Here is an 18,404-nt window from a genome sequence, read left to right on the forward strand (position 1 = left end):
AAAACTATTCGGGAATAAGTTCTATCAACTTCACTGCATGAGGTTCTAAATCTACTTTAAGTATTAAACTCTCATTCCGTTTACCAACAAGGGAATCTGTTATGGTTTTGGGCAATTTTGCCAAATCGGTGTACTTAGGTAAATTGGCGTTTAGCACATCTTTCCACCCATCTTCAAACCTATCAGAAGGGCGGTTACCATAAATGCGTCCATTGGTCTTTTCGCCAACACCAGCATTTCTAATATCTTTATAAAGTTCATGCATCATGACACCATGATTTTTATCTACCGTCCACTCATTCATTTTCCAAGTGGTTCCAGCCGTAATTAAACCACCTTCCAGCTTCGGGTATATAGTACGACTTACATTACTGGTTCGTGAAGGATTGTGATTATAAACCAATAAATACATTATGTCTCCTTTTGTTACAGGAATAACTCCAGCATAACCGCTAAAATTATCAGCCGCAGCTAGCCTGTTACCGTTTTCCATTTTTTGCAACATGCGCATTACATTTTTTCTGGCTTGCGGTAAATTGCTGGACTCAATTTCCATACCCCAATCGTAAATTTCATGAATACCAAACTCGTAAACCATATCGGCCACGGTTGCGTACCAGCTTGCTCCCAGTTCAGTAGCGTCGCATAAACTCAGTCCTCTTGTACGGTTTTCATCTCTCAGGATTCCAAACTCTTGAATATCTAAGGGGGTATTTGAAAACTTAGGAATGCTATTTAATTTATTTCTATACTGCTGAATTTTTTCGGGCAAAGCCACTGTATTTTGGTCGATTTTTTCATAATATGAAATTGAGAAAAAATCCATTTTAGTTCCAGTGGCTCCAGTGGCATAGTTTGTACCATTAGCGCAATGATCTATTAACTCTGTTGTATAAGTTGCAATATTAGACTCTGTGAGCATATTACCCGGACCAATAATAGCATCTGGGATAACCTTTAGCACCTCATCTACTGTTATATCGTAGTGTTTAAAATATGCTTCCATGCTAGCATTCCAATGGTTTGGTGTATAGTTAGGTTCTGTGCTAACCCTAAAACGCCAAGTTTTTACTTCATTCATGCCAAACTCGTTAACCAAAGTGGTTATAAAAGCATTAACATATTGCCGCCAATGGTCGTAATTATCAGGAGGACTGGTGTTACCATAGGTGTTCACTACCTTGTCTTCAACCATCTCCCAAGGCACTTTACTTAACACTATTCTTGGCTTAAAGCCGGTGCTCATAAAATTCCTCATACTCGATAGTAAACCGCTAAAATCTGTAATAATATTTCCGGAGGCATCAACACCTTTATAAAACATATTAAGGTTATCGGTTCTACCTCCCATGGTTCTTACCAGATTATAGCTTTTCACATAATCTTTTAAAGGAGCTATTGAATTTCTAAAACCTGAACTATTAAAACGCGTTTGATTAATCATGGGGCGCGTAGACCAAAAATTATGGAACGGCGCTACTACAGCCCCTGTATTGATTGCCACAAGTTGGTTAGGCGGCACATCACTTTCATCTATACTTCCCGGTTCGGTAGGCTCTTCTGGTTCGGTAGGTTCTTCTGGATTGGGTTGCTCAATGGTTTCTTCTTCAACGTCTGGCGATTTAGAGCACGATATTTGCAGCACAAACACTAAAAGCAAAGCCACTAGAAGCCTGTTTTCCCTTTTCAATGTCATAATTATTAATTTAGTTGTTCACTAAATTAGGTACACCCCTGCGCTTTTCTGTCCTGTATTATAGGGGATGCACTAAAATTAACCGTAGACATTGCCCCAATATCCAAGCATAGTACGTCAAGAATATCGGGGCATGCAACGTATTTTTTTCAATTCAACTTTAAAGCATAGTGAAACTATAGCTCCTTTTAATATTATCTTTCCTGAAATGCGGAAATTAAAGATGTTTCAATTTAATATTCCTGTATTCTACTTTCATTGGAGGCCCAACATGCACCTGCACACCAATAAACCCCCTTAACGACCTGTTTACGGTATCTAAATCGTTTACCTCGCTAAATAGCTCGCCATTCACATAATGTTGCATTTTGCTACCTTTTATTATGAGGTGAATACTGTTCCAATCGTTGGACTCAACTCTAGATATTAATTGTGATTTTTCTTTGGTTTCTGTAATGGTCCTTGTTTGCCAACAGTTTTTCTTTACATTTTTCCGCAAGTTATCCGTGGGTATACTATCAGGCATTTTAGGAATGATTACTATTTCTCCATTATACGCTAGTGTTGTTCGTTTTCGCTCTTCATAATTCTGCCCGGTATATCTGTTTTTTCCATCAACATCACATTGATAGCCCCTTAACGCAAAGGGTTCACCATTAACAATTTCACTTCTATAGTTTATACCGCTGTTTCCTGATTCGGTTATTCTATATTCCAGTTTTAGTTCAAAATTTTCTGGTTGTTGGTTTTCATAAATTATAAACGAATTACGCTTCAAGATTGTTTCGGGAGTTACTTCGCCTATTAACATTCCATTTTCAACCCGCCAATATGTTGGGTCTCCACGCCAACCCTTTAAATCTTTACCATTAAAAATCGAAACATACTCCTCATTACCAAAGTTAGTGCCTCCTTGCTTTTTGGCTGCGCAAGAGCACACCACCAATGCCATTAGAAAAAACAAAAGGTTTGGATTTTTTTCTGAACTATACATAAAACTTAATCTATTGTGGCTTGACTCCCCCACCAGTTTTCATTTGGTTTAAAACTTGGCGATAACAACTCTAACCTTTGCTTTTCTAAATTTGGTAGCTTTTGGTCAACCAAATTCTGTAAGCGTTGTTTACGTTTTTTAGCATTAAACTCATTATCAACTTCTGGATATAAAGCATTAACCTCTTTAAGCCACGACATTAGTTCTTCACTTAAATTTGTAGCGATATTTTGGTGTTGCTCTATTACGTTTTGACTATCTTTTTCTTCTGAAGGCAGCTTAAATAGTTCTTCTCGCCCGTCTTCCCAATAATGAATAAGTTTCCAACCATTTTTTTGAATAATGGAAGAAGGCTCCCCGCCTTGATTGCCATAATGTGGATAGTGCCAATATAATGGTCTATCTATATCAATACTTTTTCCTTCAAGCAACGGTTTTAAACTCACCCCATCTAAATGCTGTTCTTTTCTCAAAGGAAGATTAGCCAAATCTAATAGTGTAGGATATAAATCGGTACTTATCACAGGTGCTTCTGTTGTTTTTATACTATTCTTTAATCCCGGTGCTTTTATAAAAAACGGTTCTTTAATGCCTCCTTCCCATTGGTAACCTTTTCCGCCTCTTAGGGGCAGGTTACTTGTTGCGTAATTGTCACCAGAAGCCACCCCTCCATTGTCGGAAGTAAAAACGACAATAGTATTATCATCTATGCCGCTGTCTTTTAAAGCCCTTAAAACCACACCAACTGCGTCGTCCATAGTTTCAATCAAACCACCATAAACAGGGTTGTCCTGAACTGTTCTTATTGGCAATACACGCTCCATGTCGTAACCCTTTTTGGCTATTCCTAAACTATCGGCCTTATCACGGTATTTTCGCCATTTATCCTCAGTAGTTTGTATTGGAGCATGTACGGCATAGAACGACAGAAAAGCGAAAAATGCAGAATCTTTATGTTTGGAAATAAAATGAGCTGTTTCCTCTGCCAATCGCATGGTTAAGTTTTCTCCCTTATGCTTATTTTTTAGCTTAGGATTGTTCCATGGTGAAAAAAAACCACCTCTCGGACTTCCTGCTTCAATTCCTCCTATATTGATATCGAACCCATGGTCTTCAGGTAAAGAGCCTTGGCCGCCCAAATGCCATTTTCCTGCAAAAAACGTTTTATAGCCGTTCGACCTGAACGCTTCGGCTATGGTTATGTCTTTGTGAGGTAGCTCATGTACATAATCAGCTGGCAATAATTTATCATGCCTTTGTCGGCTGCGCCAGTCTTCTCCTGTTTTGGCTCCTATCCAATCTGTTATGCCATGCCGTGCTGTGAATTTACCGGTCATGATACTCGCTCTTGAAGGACTGCAAACCCTGCTTGCTGCATAGCCATTGGTAAATATAACACCCTCGTTGGCCAACTTATCTACATTGGGGGTTTCGTAAAATTTACTTCCCGTTACTCCCAAATCATGGTAGCCTAAATCATCTACCAAAATGAATAATATATTAGGCTTTTTTTGAGAGGAAGTTGCATCCGAGGGTTTGTTTTTACAAGCCAAGAAAGCCAAGGCTATAAAACCATATAATGATTTCTTTAAGCTTTTCATCCGTTTTTTTTATTGTTCAGAAATAATTTTAATGTTGTTTATCTCTAAATTAGTTAGTTACTCTTGTTTCAGGTTAAAAGGTATAAATCGTTCACTTTATAACTTTTTATATTCAATATTATAATCTCCTGAGCCCAAAAGTACATTTGTACTCCCTACAATTTCAGAACGACCTTCTTTTTGAAAATCATCAAAAGATTTTCCATTGACTTTAAGGGATGTCAATTCATCCTGACTTAAAACCAATCTAGCTTTGGTATTAAAGGGCACTTCAAGGTTCATGGTTAATGTTCCTTCATGTATTGACCAGTCGTTTTTAATCGTTCCATATGGAGAAAGCACACTTACTTTTGTGTGGGTAATTGAAGAAGGAAACTCAGGGTCAACAATAATCTGCTTATAGCCCACCTCTTTTTCAGCAGATTTTATTCCGCCTAAAGACTCAAAAAAGTAAGCAGCAAAACCACTGTGCATAGGGTGGTTCAATGAATTGCTAGGACCTTCCATCTTTTCCCATTCGAACTGACGTTCTGGCCATGTAGTGAAGCCAGAATTCATCACATACGTTTGGCTAGGAAAATCTGGAGTGGTTAAAATATTGTATGCTAAATCTGCCTTTCCGTATTTAGACAATACCGTGTAAATGTATCGGTTACCATGAATACCCGTTGAATGATGCCCGCCTTTAACCTCAACAATATCGTAAGCTAAACCATTAACCACAGCTTCAATTTCATCATCCGGAACCATACCGAATTGCAAGGCTTGTACCGTAGCGGTTTGACTTTGATACCATTTGTGTTTTGTACCTGAAACTTCAACCAAGAATTCTCTGTTAAACGCTTCCTTTAGAGCTTCTTTTTCTTGTTTCATTTTTACTTCAAAATCAGCATCATCGTTCATTTTCGCAAAGTGCTCCATAATACCCAACACGTCGTAAAAATAAGCATTGGCAGAAATAATAGGGTCGCATTCCATCGCACTTGGGTTTTTTCTTCGATCCCATCGTGGCGGACACCAATCGCCCATACCATCTTGCATAATGCCATTTTCACCTTTAAAATTGAGGTAAAAGTTGGTCAATTCCTTCATTTCTGGGTAATACTCTTTTACTATAGCCTCATCGCCATAAAACTTGTAATTGTACCATGGTAAATACATTGTGGCCACTCCCCAATCTATTTTCGCATAGGTAGACGTGCGTTTTCCAGGAGCAATCATAGTAGGCACCTGATATTTTATTTCTGGATTATTGTGGCCTTTTGTAGGTCGCATTTGGGTACGGATATCTTCCATATATTTTTTATAGAAATCGTACATATCGTAATTGTACAAGGCATACTCACAAAAGGCATGGGCATCGCCCAACCAACCGCATTTTTCGCGATGCGGACAATCTTCTGGAATACCGTGAATATTATCAACAATTGTCCATTTACTGATACTGTGCATTTTATTGAACAATTCATCAGAACATTCAAAACTACCTGTTTCCTGGATATCGGTGGCCACCAAAACGGCTTTAATCATATCGGCATCAGGCTTTCTAGACACCCCTTTTATTTTGGCATAACGAAACCCGTGGTAACTAAACTTGGGTTCCCAAGATTCTAAACCTTCTCCTTTACAGATGTACTCATAAATTTGTGGCATACCGTTGGCACCGCCTCCAGTAGAACCTTGATAAATATCCTTTCCGTTGGTGAGCAAGGCTTCGGTAGTTATAATTTCAATAAACTGACCTTCTTTTTCTTTTACATTTAACTTAACCCAACCCGCTATATTTTGACCAAAATCTACAATCCACTCGCCATCAGCACCTTTAAAAACTCTTTTTGGCTCAAATTCTTGTAGCTTTTTAATTGGCGGAATTTGCTGTGCGCTAATGTTCGTAATTTTTGGAGAAGCTTCTTTCGCGTTGCCCCATTCGCTATCGTTATAGCCTAAAGTATTCCAACCATTAATTTCGAAACGGGCATCGTAAGTATCGCCTCCGTATATATTGTTAAACACAATGGGGCCAGTGGATTCCTTCCAAGAACCATCAGTACAAAAATCGGTTTCGGTACCATCTTCATAGGTTACTTTTACCAACAATTTTACCGTAGGGGGGCCATAGGCCAAATCCCTTTCAGACTCTGGGTCGCGTTTCCAAGAAATATTTTGACCGTAAAAACCATTGCCCAAAATTATTCCGAAGGCATTTTTTCCGGCCTGAAGGGTTTCTGTGATGTCGTAATGCACATAATAAGCCTGCTTATCGTAATTGGATGGCGCGGGATCCAACACGTGGTCGCCCACTTTTTTTCCATTTAAGTAAAGTTCATAATAGCCTAATCCGCAAATGTAAGCTTGTGCATTTTTTATGGTTTTATCGAATTCTAACTCCTTTCTAAAATAACTTGCAGCAAAGCCTTCTACCGCTTGGGCTTTATCCATTCCTCCGGTTTTGTAATCCCTAAAACGATTTGGAGATGTTCTGGTGTCGTTATTTAAGGTAATCCATTTTGATTCGCCCCAATTGGTTTCATTCATTAATCCCATTTGAAAAGTTTGTACTTCGGACCAATTGGAAGCCTTTCCTCTTTCGTCCCAAACCTTAACCTGCCAATAATAGGTTTTTAAAGGCTCTAAGGGATTTCCTTGAAATTTAACAAAGGTGGATTTATCACTTTCAATCTTTGAGGAGTCCCAAATATCAGCCTCATTTTTGTTTAACTTATCTTCAGAAGATGCGACTAAAATATGGTAAGCCGACTGTGATTTGTTATATCCTTCGGCATTAACCACCCAAGAAAATAAAGGCTGCTCACTTTCAATGGTTGAAGGGTTCGTTTTTGAATTACATGTTAGCGATTCAAATTTTAAAAACGATTCTGCCAATTGCGGTTCTTGCTTACATGCTACAAACAACAGGCATACAAAAAGTTTAAACGAAAATTTAATTAATCTCATTTAGGATAAATTTAGTGTTAAGGGTAAAATAATACTTGAAAGTTACAGCTATGTTTTTAAACGCTTGTCCTGTTTTATCGGCTAGATAAATTACCAATTCCCACTAAAACCACAGACAATAGGATGACTGCAATGCCAGGTGTAAATGGTCAATTCAGACTCATCACTGACTTTCTTTTCTGTAAATAGACTAAACATTGGAGGTTACTATGAAAGCAAATGAGTTTTAGGAATCGACACTCACCAAATATTGATATATATAATTCCCAATACCATTCAAATACCAGCGTTGTAGAATACATTACAACATTTTGGGCCTAAACTCCAATTTCTCGAAAGCAAAAGACCTTATTTCTGTTTTCACGCTAACTTCAGATCCAGCTTTACCATCTTTTCTTGCTGTAGTAATTACACTTTCCCATTCTGTAAACACACTAGGGTTTGGATTTTTATATTTTTTATAGGCTCTATAGCCTTCACGCGTTAAAGTACGATGCGGAGCTCCTTTATTGTCAAAATCACTTTTCACATAATTTGAGTTACTAACTAAAAAATTTTGAAGCTTGTTGTTCGCTTTGCCGTAGACTTTACTTCTGTAATACAGCTTCGTCCCTACTGGTAAATCTGTAATAAAGGAAACAACTATTGGTTCGCTTTTTCTATAGTCGAGTGAATTTCTATTGTAATTGTAAACTAAAACATCGTACTCATTTTTCGTGGCATTTCTTGCAAAAATAGCATCCAATTCGTTGGTAGAAGTATTTGGGTTTCCAATTACACTAGTTTCATAACGAATCAAACCTAACATATTTTTCAACTCTTTAATGCCCGTAGGATCTTCACTTCCAATTCCATTGGACCACCTGTAAATAAACCTTAAACCTTTGTTTCCATTCTTGTAAAACATATTGGAGTAAGCCAACTCTAAAATGTCTCTATGTGAGGTTTCACAGGTAACCAACACACCCCTACCATCAGCTCCATTCATTGTTGTTACCGTACTATATTCCATGAGGTCTATTGTAGTCTCTGGGTTCCATTTCGGATTATTAACAAGAGGTGCGAAAATCTCGGAGTACTTAGTTCGCATATCTCTATCTTCAGTGTCATCAATTGTTATATAGTTTGAAAGCCCCCAAAAGCCACACTTAATGTTATTAGCGTAATTATAATCTATTAAATCTTCTATAAAAGAAGCAAAAGGTTCTCCCTTATAATTTAACCTTTTCCCTTTTTTTAAAAACCCAGGCTCTCTGGTATGTAAACCTATTACTGCCTCTGGCAAAACAGATCTTACGGCACTTTCAGTATTTGCAAAATGCTCAATAAAATCCTGTTTGGTACCGTACCAATGTTCTGGAGTTTCTATTTCTGAGCCTACTCTAAAACGCCATGACAGAACCTTCTCTTTTCCATAGGTTTCAACCAATTTAATCATTAATGCCTTTATAAAATCATGGTAGGCCTGTTTATTAGCTGGAGGAAGCGAGTTACCATATTTTGACATTTTTTCATGTTCGCGAAAGTTAATACTATCTCTTTCTTCATTTGGAATAAATGTATAACCATGCTGAAAAGCCCATGGTGGCTGATCTAAAGCAATTTGAAAAATTTCTGTATGCGAATTTATGAGCTTATCTAATCTTTCTATAAGAGGCTCCCACCTGTAAACATAAACGTTATTGATTGAATCATATAAACATGGGTCGAAATCCAAATCTTTTTGAGGAACTCCGTTAACGTCTTTTTTAATACCACCAATCATCCTTACGATGTTCATTTTTAATCCTTCACGAACATTTGAACCCGCTGTTGGACTAATTCTATTGGCAACACTCCATATATCATGAACAGGCAATTCCCTTGATTTATCATTAGTAAAATCAGTAAACAACTTAACCTGAGCTCCACATATGTTAATGTTTATAAAGACTAATAAAGTACATTTTAGTAGTATAGGTATTTTCATTTCAATAAATATCATTTACTGTGAATCCATTTCAGTTAATTTCTAACAAAAAAACCAAGTACTTAAAAAAGGTTATCTAAATTGATAAAGATTCAGCATTGTTTAAGGAAGAACATATTTTCCTTTTATACCACTATATAAGAACTACAAACTGTTTTTAGTCTTTTTTCGTCTAATTCCAATCCAAAACCTGGTTTTGGGTTAAGCTCATAATAGCCATTATTACGCTTTTTTGTGGCCGAAGATTGAACGCATTCTAAGTAAAGTTTGGAGTCTTCTTCCTTTTCTATCGCCTCAACCCAAGTGGCTCCAGCTCCAATAGCTATTTGTTGCCACGCGGTACATGCAGGCCCCACCAAACTATCATCTCCAATCATCACTTTTGCACCAATAGCTTGCACCTCTTTTGCCAACAAGGCTGTATGGCTAAAACTCCCCATAGTAGAAGGGTGAAGATTGATTATTCTCCCCATGCCTTTTTGTAGTTTTTCTAAACCCTCCCAAGCGGGGCGCATGGGTGCATCTGGAATTAAATCTAAATTTCCAGTCATGTTTTGAAGCGCAATCCATTGGTCTGTGGTTAATGGAGCAGGGTCTTCTATGGCATTAAGTCCTTTTTCTTTAAAAGTATTCAAAATCTCAGCCAATTCTTCTAGCGATTTCCATTTTTTATACCCTTTATTGACATCTGAAATCACAATTGCATCTTCTCCTAAAACCTCGCGAATAATCTGAAGTAATTTTAAATCAACCTCAACATCGCCATACATTTTAAATTTCATGTGGTGCCCAAGATTTTGCTTTAGACTTTTTTCAGCCTCTTCACGTACTTTATCTTCATCTTTATGCAGAATGCAATACAAACCTGGAACAGCTTCTTTTTGATGTAGACTTAATAATTCAATTGAAGGTTTATTTTGCAAACGACCCGCCAAATCTAGCAAACCCATATCCATCAACTCTAAATATTTAAAAGATATTTTGGAGCCTTTTACTTGTTGAGATTGTAACAATTTTTGCGCTTCCAGAATACTTAAACCTTTGAATTGTTTTACATATTGTACCCAAGGACTCAAATCGACATCAGGAGTATTTCTGGAAGCAGGAATTTCGGACCAGCCATAGTAATCGCCTGCACTAATTTTCATAAATATATGCTGACGATTCAGCCACGTACCAAAAGAAAAATAACGTGGAATATTGATGTTGTATTGGTAAAATTCAATTTTTGTGATTTTCTCAGTCAATACGTTTTTATCACTAATACAAGATGATAATAATGGATAGGATAAACTGAATAATCCAACACTAGAGATACCTTTTATAAAATTTCGACGGTTTGTTTTCATTTGTACTAATTTAGTTTACCAAGGGTCATTCATCGAGGTTAGTAATTCAGCTAATTCTGTTTCCATTTTTTGGTCTAGCTCAGGGTTTTTACCCCAAATATTGGTCATTTGATAGGGGTCTTCAGCATCATGATAGAGATAATGAAACTTATCGCCATTTTCATGTTTTACCACAGCATAGGTATAGTCTTTAGTCCTGAAGCCTCTGGCATCACCTTTTGACGCAAAACTTTTACCAGCAAAATACAACTGTTTTTCTGGGCGTATCACTTCTTTCTCGAAAAACAGATTAGAATAATCAATACCTTCAACCGCTTTAGGGATTTCAGTCTTTAAATCCATTAACCCCAAAAGTGTTGGCATATAATCTGGAACAGAAATCAACAAATCTTCAGTTTTTGGTTTTATTTTTTTCGGATAATGAACAATTAAAGGAATATCGAAAGCCTCTTTAAACCAAACATTTTTATGCATTAAGCCTTGACTTCCCAACATTTCACCGTGATCTGAAGAAAACACAATTATGGTATTTTCATATAAACCTTCGTCCTTTAATTTTTTAATAACACGCCCAATTTGGTCGTCTACACCATTAACCGACGCAAAATAATCTTTAGCTTGGTCTAAACGCTTTTCTACACCGTGGTCTCCTCTTTTTAAATCATAATTATCTGTAAATTGGACATTGGGACGATTTAAAACCTCCTTATAATCTAGCCCTTCATAACGTTTTTGGTACCGTTCTGGCACTTGTTTAAACGGAGTATGTGGTGGATTGATGGACCAAAACAAAGCAAATGGTTCTCTACTTTTTCGTTGATTATCAGTATTGTCTAAATAATCGATAATAACATCAGCCTCATGCTCTGCAGACCATTTTTTGATGTATGTTTTTTCATCTTCTTTAGCATTTGTAGTCCAATAATAAGGTGCATTATGCCTATTATGCGTGCCATACGCATACCAAAAGGAGAACCCATGCCTTCTATCTGGAGGGCACCAAGTATCCCAAACCCGTTTTACATCGGGAGGCGTAGGTTCCGGGCCATCTAAATGCCATTTCCCTACGTAACCTGCACTGTATCCATTCGCTACTAAAACATCTGAAATACAAACCTCATCTTTCTTTAAATAGTTACCAAATTCTGTTCTTTGGGAATTACAATTTTCTACTACACCGGTTGAAAGTGAATAACGCCCCGTCATTAACATGGCCCTATATGGGCTACACAGCGGGTTGTTTGCTACAGCCTCACTAAAAAAAACACCTTCTTTTGCCAATTGGTCTATGTTGGGTGTATACACAGGGTCTTCGTTTAAAAATCCTAGTGATGCTTGCCTGTATTGATCTGCAAAGATGAAGAGAAGATTAGGTTTTTCCTCCACAACCTTCGTCTCTGAAGATTTTTGCTTACAAGAAAAAGCGATTAAAATTATAAAAAGTAAAAGATAGTGTTTTGTTATTCTGACCATTATGACTCTACATTTTGTTATTAACCATTTTGAAAGGTATAAACCATCAAGAAATTTATTGTCCTGTTCTGTACCGTTCAATAGTTTAACACACACTACATAGCATTACCAACAGCAACAAGAACTACAGATAGCAAAATCACTGCAATACCAACTATAATGGTTAATTTGGTCTTTTTGGCAACACCTTTCCATTCTTTTCTATAAATGCCCCAAAGGTTCGCCGTTAAGATAATGGTAGACATATGAAGAATCCAAGAACTAGCACCGTTACCGAGTTTACTCTCTCCCATACCATAAAAGAAGAATTGCAAAAACCAGATAGTGCCTGCTAAAGCAGAAAACAGTAAATTTTTAGAAATTGGTGTTTGCTTGTTTGCAAAGTCTTTATAGGCCTTATTTTTAATACTTAAATAAGTTGTCCAGATTAAATTTGTCACCAAACCGCCCCAAAGAATTACTACAAAAGTAACATTGTTTGCATACAAATGGTCATAACCTGCGGCAACTGCTGCATCTGCTAGTGGTTTTCCTGCCTCAATCCCAAAGCTAAAAAATGCACTTAGTATTCCTGAAAGTGTAGCCACAATCAGCCCTTTTACTAAATTAAATTCTAGAACACTTTTCTTTTTTTCCTCCTCAGAAAGTTCTCCTTCTTTCATCATGCCTGCTTTACCAGAAAGAATAATACCTAGTAAACAAATCAAAACACCTAATAAAACTACTCTTCCACCTGATGAAGCTAACATCTCTGTAAACGTGGTTTTACCTGCTTCAGGATTAAAATTATAATATATTGAAGGCACTAATGCTCCAAAAACTGAGCAAAAACCAAGTACAACAGAGTTCCCTAAAGACATGCCCAAATAACGCACCCCCAAACCATAAGACAATCCTCCTACACCCCATAGCAGTCCCATTAAAAAAGTAAAGCCAATAATTGTACTAGAACTAGCACTAATAATTTCTAAAAAGCCGGGAACTGTTAAATAAGCAGCTATTGGCGGCACAATGAGCCAAGACATTACGCCTCCTACCATCCAATAGGTTTCCCAAGACCATCCTTTTACTTTGTTGTAAGGCATGTAAAAGCTACCTGCTGCTATACCTCCTAACGAATGAAATAATACTCCTAATATTGCTTGCATCTTTTTTTAATTCTAAATCCTAATTCTATTTTGAATGCTGTTATTTTAATCGAAATGATGTTTTCTTATATTCTTGAGAAGACGTACCAATCATAACTTCATAATCTCCAGCCTCTAAAACAGGTTTCATTTCTATTCCTGTAAAAACTAACATTTCTGGTCTAATTGTAAACTCAACCGTTTTTGTTTCATTTGGTTTTAATTCAATTTTTTCAAAACCTTTTAGCTCTTTATCAGGTCTCAATACCGAACCAAACATATCTTTAATATACATTTGCACCACTTCTTTAGCCGTAACTTTTCCGGTATTGGTAACATTTACACTTACTTTTATGATTCCATCTCTTTCTAAAACATCGCTTGATAATTTAGGCTCCGAATATGCGAACTTGGTATAACTCAATCCAAAACCAAAAGGATATAATGGTCCAGATTCTAAAAATAAATAATCTTTAAAGAAACTAATTTCTTTCATACTATAATGGTAAGGAATTTGACCAATTGTACGTGGCACCGTTACAGGTAATTTCCCTGAAGGAGAAAACTCTCCAAACAATGCTTTTGCGATTAACTCATCGCCAAATTCTGTCATTTCCCAACAATCTAAAACAGCATCAGCATTTTCATTTATAATGTTAAATGCCAACGTTCTTCGGTGTTTTAACACCACAATAACAGGTTTGCCTAAAGCTTTTACTCTTTGAATTAACTCATTTTGTTCCCCAACAGGTTCAATTGTGGCACGATCTCCAATAACCCATTTAAAAAAGGTTGCTTCTTGGGCTGTAAAACGATCTCCTCCAACAAAAAGTATGGAAAGATCAGCATCTTTAGCAAGATTTACCATTTTATCAAGAGCTTTGTCATTTCTTGGTGTTAACTCAGGATGTTTCGTATTTCTGTTTGTTAATTCATATCCTTTTTCTGCAACAAAAGAAACTTTTTTACCGGCTATTTTATTAAAAGTATTTACTGTTTCTTCACCTAAAAGAGGACCAATTAAAGCTATTTTACGAGGTGTTTTTTTACTTAGAGGTAATATATCATTCTCATTTTTTAATAAAATTAAAGACTCTTCATCCATCTTTTTTGCTAGCGAAAGGTTAGCTTTAGAACGCACTTCTTTCTTTGTTTCATTAGCATCTATATATGGATTTTCAAAAAGTCCTAAAATAAATTTTGTGCGTAACATGCTTGCTGCTGCTCTATCAATGTAAGGCAGTAAACTTGGATCCTTTTTTACCATTTCTGGAAGAAGTACATAAACGTCTTCACTATATAAATCTAAATCCACTCCAGCTTTTAAACCAAGTTTTACAGCTTCTTCCTTATTTTCTGCTACTTTCATTAAAAAATTTAAACGTCCAACATCATAAGCATCAGATACCACATAACCATTAAAACCCCACTGATTACGTAACAATTCTGTTAATAACCATGGATTTCCATGACTTGCTACTCCATTAATATCTCCATGAGATGGCATTATGGCTAAAGCATGCCCTCTTTGAACTGCCGCTTTAAAAGGAGGTAATAATTCATCTCGTAAAACACGAGGAGAAACCTCTACAGCAGCAAAATTACGACCACCAACCACTTGGCTATACCCAGCAAAATGCTTCACAACGGCGCCAATATGTGTCGTATTAGGAGCGCTTTTATCATAACTACCCTGCACACCTTTTACTGCTGCGACTAACATTTCTGTAGTTAAATAAGTATCTTCTCCATAACCTTCACTCATTCTTCCAAAACGAGGGTCTCTGGCAATATCTCCAACTGGTGAATGTACCATATGCCAACCTCTTAAACGAGATTCGCGCCCAATAACACTCCAAACATCATGCGTAAGTTCTAAATTCCAAGAAGTTGCTAAATTAAGTGGGCGACCAAAAACAGTACATCCTTTAGCATCTACACCATTATAGGCTTCTCCAACAAATAACGTAGGAATTCCAAATCGATTTGATTCTATAATCTTTTTTTGAAGTTCATTATTTAGTCTTGCAGATTCTTCAGGAGATTCTTCTTGAAAAGGAAATTTTATACCACCTAAACTGTTTGATAAATGTGGTTTACCCCATTGGGTTATAACCAAGGCTCCATCTGCACCTTTTTTTGTAATCCTATGAGCTCCAAACATTAACATTTGACCAACTTTTTCTTCAACGGTCATTCTACTCAATAAATCACTTACTCTTTCTTCAATTGGTAGAGAAGCGTCTTTATAGGTTAATTTTTGTGCGGTAATTATTGATGGTAATATCATCAAAATAATTGATAAAATACGTGTGTTATAGTTTGATAAAAACTTCATTTTTCAGTTAAATTTTAAATAGGGTTATTTTTCGTTGATATACTCTGGATTTAATTCAATAGGTATTGGAGCATTGGTTGTTTTCCACCAGCTTTTTAAATCGCTTAATAATTCTTCTTTTTTAGTTGGTTTTGCAGATGCCAAATTATTTAATTCTCCAATATCTTCAGCTAAGTTGTACAATTCTATACCATCGTCTTCAAAATAATAATGTAATTTCCAATCGCCTTTTCGTATTACAGAACCAGGACGCGTTCGAAACAATGGATCTCTGTTCTCATTCTCATTTTTGTTATAGGCTTGCAAGTAAATGGGAAAATGCCAAAATAAGGAACGTTCTAATTTGTCTTCATTTCCTTCTAAAATTGAAGATAGATTATTACCATCTAAAGCTAAACTAGAATTTTTCACTCCAGCATATTTCAAAATTGTTGGAAATATATCTATGTTAGATATGGGCACTTCACTCTTAACATTTGGTTTAATTCTATCGTTTAACACAAAGAAAAACGGCTCTCTAATACCACCTTCGTAGTAGCTCCCCTTTCCAGCTCGTAACGGTTTTTGTTTGGTGATACCATACAAACCACCATTATCTGAGGTAAAAACAATTAACGTATTATCAAAAAGATTTTTGTTCTTTAATGTTTTAATGAGCAACCCAATATTTCTATCTAAATTATCGACCATAGTGGCATATGGGACATTTCCTTGACCATTCCAAGGTGTCTTTTTTTTGTATTTAGGTAATAAACTATCTACTGGCATTATGGGGGTGTGGACTGCATAAGGTGAATAGTACAAAAAGAATGGAGACGAAATAGTATCCACAAATTTTATAGCGTTTTCCATTACCAAATCGGTTAGATATTCACTTTTTCCTTTCTCCAGTTTTACATTTTTGTAGGGAGGATTATAGCTTCTTGGAGCTCCTGCATGACTTCCTCCAATATTCACATCAAACCCATATTCTAAGGGGTCGTGACTCAAGTGCCATTTCCCTGCATGACAGGTTTTATAACCATTCTTTTTTAAAACCTTAGGAATGATTGCATGAGTTGGTGCTAATATGGTTGTATTTGGTGTTGGAATAAGTTTTCTGTCTTTTGATTGTCCTCTCTCAGAAGAATTAACCGTGTAAATTCCATGACGTGGCGTCCATAACCCCGTCATTAAACAGGCTCTACTTGGGGCACAATTTGCTGATGCCGCATAGCCATTTGTAAATACCATACCTTGAGCAGAAAGCGCATCAATATTTGGTGTTTCGTAATACTCACTTCCCATAAAACCTACATCTCGCCAACCCATATCATCTACATTAATGATAACGATATTGGGTTTGGTATTTTGCTTTCGATTTGATTTGCTATTACAAGAGCTAATCAAGGTACTCAAAAGAGTGAATAGTATTAGATGTATTCTCATATTTAGGTGATGCAAATGATTATTTTTTAAGCGTCTTTTTTATCAAAGGAAACTCTAGATGTTCTGTTCTAGAATTATTGATTAAATATAATAGTTCTTTAGCTTTTTCAGGATGCTGTTCTGCAATATTATTTTGCTCGCTTATGTCTTTATTTAAATCGTAAAGCTCAACAGGTTTTTTGTCAAATTTCACTGCTTTCCAATTGTCTTTTCTAACGGCTTGAATTGGGCCTCTTCTCTCATTAAATTCCCAATACAAATATTCGTGATTTTTTTGCTGATGTTCATTTCCTAAAAGTGTTGGTGCATACGAAACACCATCAATTTTATCCGAAGGTTGTATACCCGCCAACTCGCATGCTGTAGGTAAAAAGTCCCAAAAAGCAGAGATATGATTGGTTGTTGAACCTGCTTTAATTTTATTAGGCCAATAGGCTACAAAAGGGGTATGAATTCCACCTTCGTATAAATCGCGTTTGTGTCCTTGAAAATCACCATTACTGTTGAAAAATTCATTTTTTAAATCGTCGTATTCGTGTCCATTGTCACTAGTAAAAACGATTAAAGTATTGTCTGCGACACCCAGATTTTCCAACTGTTCTACAAGATTTCCAATATCTCTATCCATGGTAGAAACCATTGCTGCATAGGTAATATGTCCATCTTCATCATGACGATAATGCCCTGGTTTCATTTTTCGTTTTGGCCAACCTAAATTCTTGTATTGCTCTTTTTCTTTTTCAAGGATGGTTAATTCAAAATGAGGAATGGTATAAGACAAATACAAAAAGAAAGGTTCTTTATGATTTTTATCGATAAAGTCTGTTGCTTTTTCAGTGATTAAATAATGAATGTGCTGCCCTTTCTTGGTTTTAGGATCGTTTCCTTTTAAAGGTAATCGCGTCTCATTTTCAAAGATAGTTTTCGGATAATAATGATGAGCTGGTGAATGCTGATTGAATCCGTAGAAATAATCAAATCCTTGTTTATTTGGTACACCATCGGTTAAATTTTCTGCCAAGCCCCATTTTCCCACAATTCCTGTGGTATACCCTGCGCGTTTCAATTCTTCTGCCACAGTAACATCCTCTGCATTGATATCTACAGGGGTACCACTAGCTGTCCATCTTGGGTTACCTCTTACTGTACTGTGTCCTGTATGCTTTCCTGTCATTAGCACTGCACGTGAAGGCCCACAAACTGAAGACCCTGTGTAGTGATTGGTGAAAACCATTCCGTTTGCAGCTAGCTTATCAATATTAGGAGTTTTAATTTTATCCTGTCCATTAAAGCCCACATCGCCATATCCTAAATCGTCTGCCAAAATAAAAATGATGTTTGGTTTTTTAACTACTTCTTGTGCTTGTTGTTTTTGATTTTTATCTACTTGCTTTGTCTTACAGCCTAGTATCATAAACATTAATGCCAGACAAAGCGTAATTTGATTTATAATTTTAATTTTCATTGATTACTT

The 18,404-nt window shown here is 36.4% G+C and carries 11 protein-coding genes; all 11 read right to left on the reverse strand.

The genetic code is table 11. The features are described from left to right. Positions 1 to 4: 4 nt before the first annotated feature. On the reverse strand, positions 5 to 1,696 hold the full coding sequence (locus tag HC176_RS02220; protein WP_167916550.1) for a GH39 family glycosyl hydrolase: 1,692 nt from the start codon (positions 1,694 to 1,696) through the stop codon (positions 5 to 7). Between the two features lie 217 nt (positions 1,697 to 1,913). Then, positions 1,914 to 2,690 carry a 3-keto-disaccharide hydrolase gene (locus HC176_RS02225; RefSeq protein ID WP_245234813.1) on the reverse strand — a complete coding sequence of 259 codons (777 nt, stop codon included), beginning with the start codon at positions 2,688 to 2,690 and terminating at the stop codon, positions 1,914 to 1,916. A gap of 5 nt (positions 2,691 to 2,695) precedes the next feature. Then, a complete protein-coding gene (locus HC176_RS02230; RefSeq protein WP_167916551.1) occupies positions 2,696 to 4,291 on the reverse strand; it encodes a sulfatase in 1,596 nt (531 codons plus the stop codon). Between the two features lie 96 nt (positions 4,292 to 4,387). After that, positions 4,388 to 7,246 (reverse strand): alpha-L-rhamnosidase, encoded by a 2,859-nt coding sequence (locus HC176_RS02235; protein WP_167916552.1) that lies wholly within the window; start codon positions 7,244 to 7,246, stop codon positions 4,388 to 4,390. Positions 7,247 to 7,547: 301 nt separating this feature from the next. Next, a complete protein-coding gene (locus HC176_RS02240; RefSeq protein ID WP_167916553.1) occupies positions 7,548 to 9,230 on the reverse strand; it encodes a GH39 family glycosyl hydrolase in 1,683 nt (560 codons plus the stop codon). A 110-nt stretch (positions 9,231 to 9,340) separates the two neighbouring features. Then, positions 9,341 to 10,564, reverse strand: a complete 1,224-nt coding sequence (locus HC176_RS02245; protein ID WP_167916554.1) for a mandelate racemase/muconate lactonizing enzyme family protein — start codon at positions 10,562 to 10,564, stop codon at positions 9,341 to 9,343. 15 nt (positions 10,565 to 10,579) lie between these two features. Beyond that, the gene (locus HC176_RS02250; protein WP_209309635.1) at positions 10,580 to 12,037 is read right to left on the reverse strand and encodes a sulfatase family protein; all 1,458 of its coding nucleotides are present in this window, start codon (positions 12,035 to 12,037) and stop codon (positions 10,580 to 10,582) included. A gap of 95 nt (positions 12,038 to 12,132) precedes the next feature. Beyond that, positions 12,133 to 13,185 (reverse strand): L-rhamnose/proton symporter RhaT, encoded by a 1,053-nt coding sequence (gene rhaT, locus HC176_RS02255; protein ID WP_167916556.1) that lies wholly within the window; start codon positions 13,183 to 13,185, stop codon positions 12,133 to 12,135. A gap of 40 nt (positions 13,186 to 13,225) precedes the next feature. Continuing rightward, positions 13,226 to 15,502: a glycoside hydrolase family 3 N-terminal domain-containing protein gene (locus tag HC176_RS02260; RefSeq protein ID WP_245234814.1), complete on the reverse strand. Its 2,277-nt coding sequence runs from the start codon at positions 15,500 to 15,502 to the stop codon at positions 13,226 to 13,228. A 24-nt stretch (positions 15,503 to 15,526) separates the two neighbouring features. Continuing rightward, on the reverse strand, positions 15,527 to 16,930 hold the full coding sequence (locus tag HC176_RS02265; protein WP_167916557.1) for a sulfatase: 1,404 nt from the start codon (positions 16,928 to 16,930) through the stop codon (positions 15,527 to 15,529). 19 nt (positions 16,931 to 16,949) lie between these two features. Further along, positions 16,950 to 18,395, reverse strand: a complete 1,446-nt coding sequence (locus HC176_RS02270; RefSeq protein WP_209309636.1) for an arylsulfatase — start codon at positions 18,393 to 18,395, stop codon at positions 16,950 to 16,952. Positions 18,396 to 18,404 lie beyond the last annotated feature (9 nt).

The sequence above is a fragment of the Tamlana crocina genome (assembly GCF_012037625.1).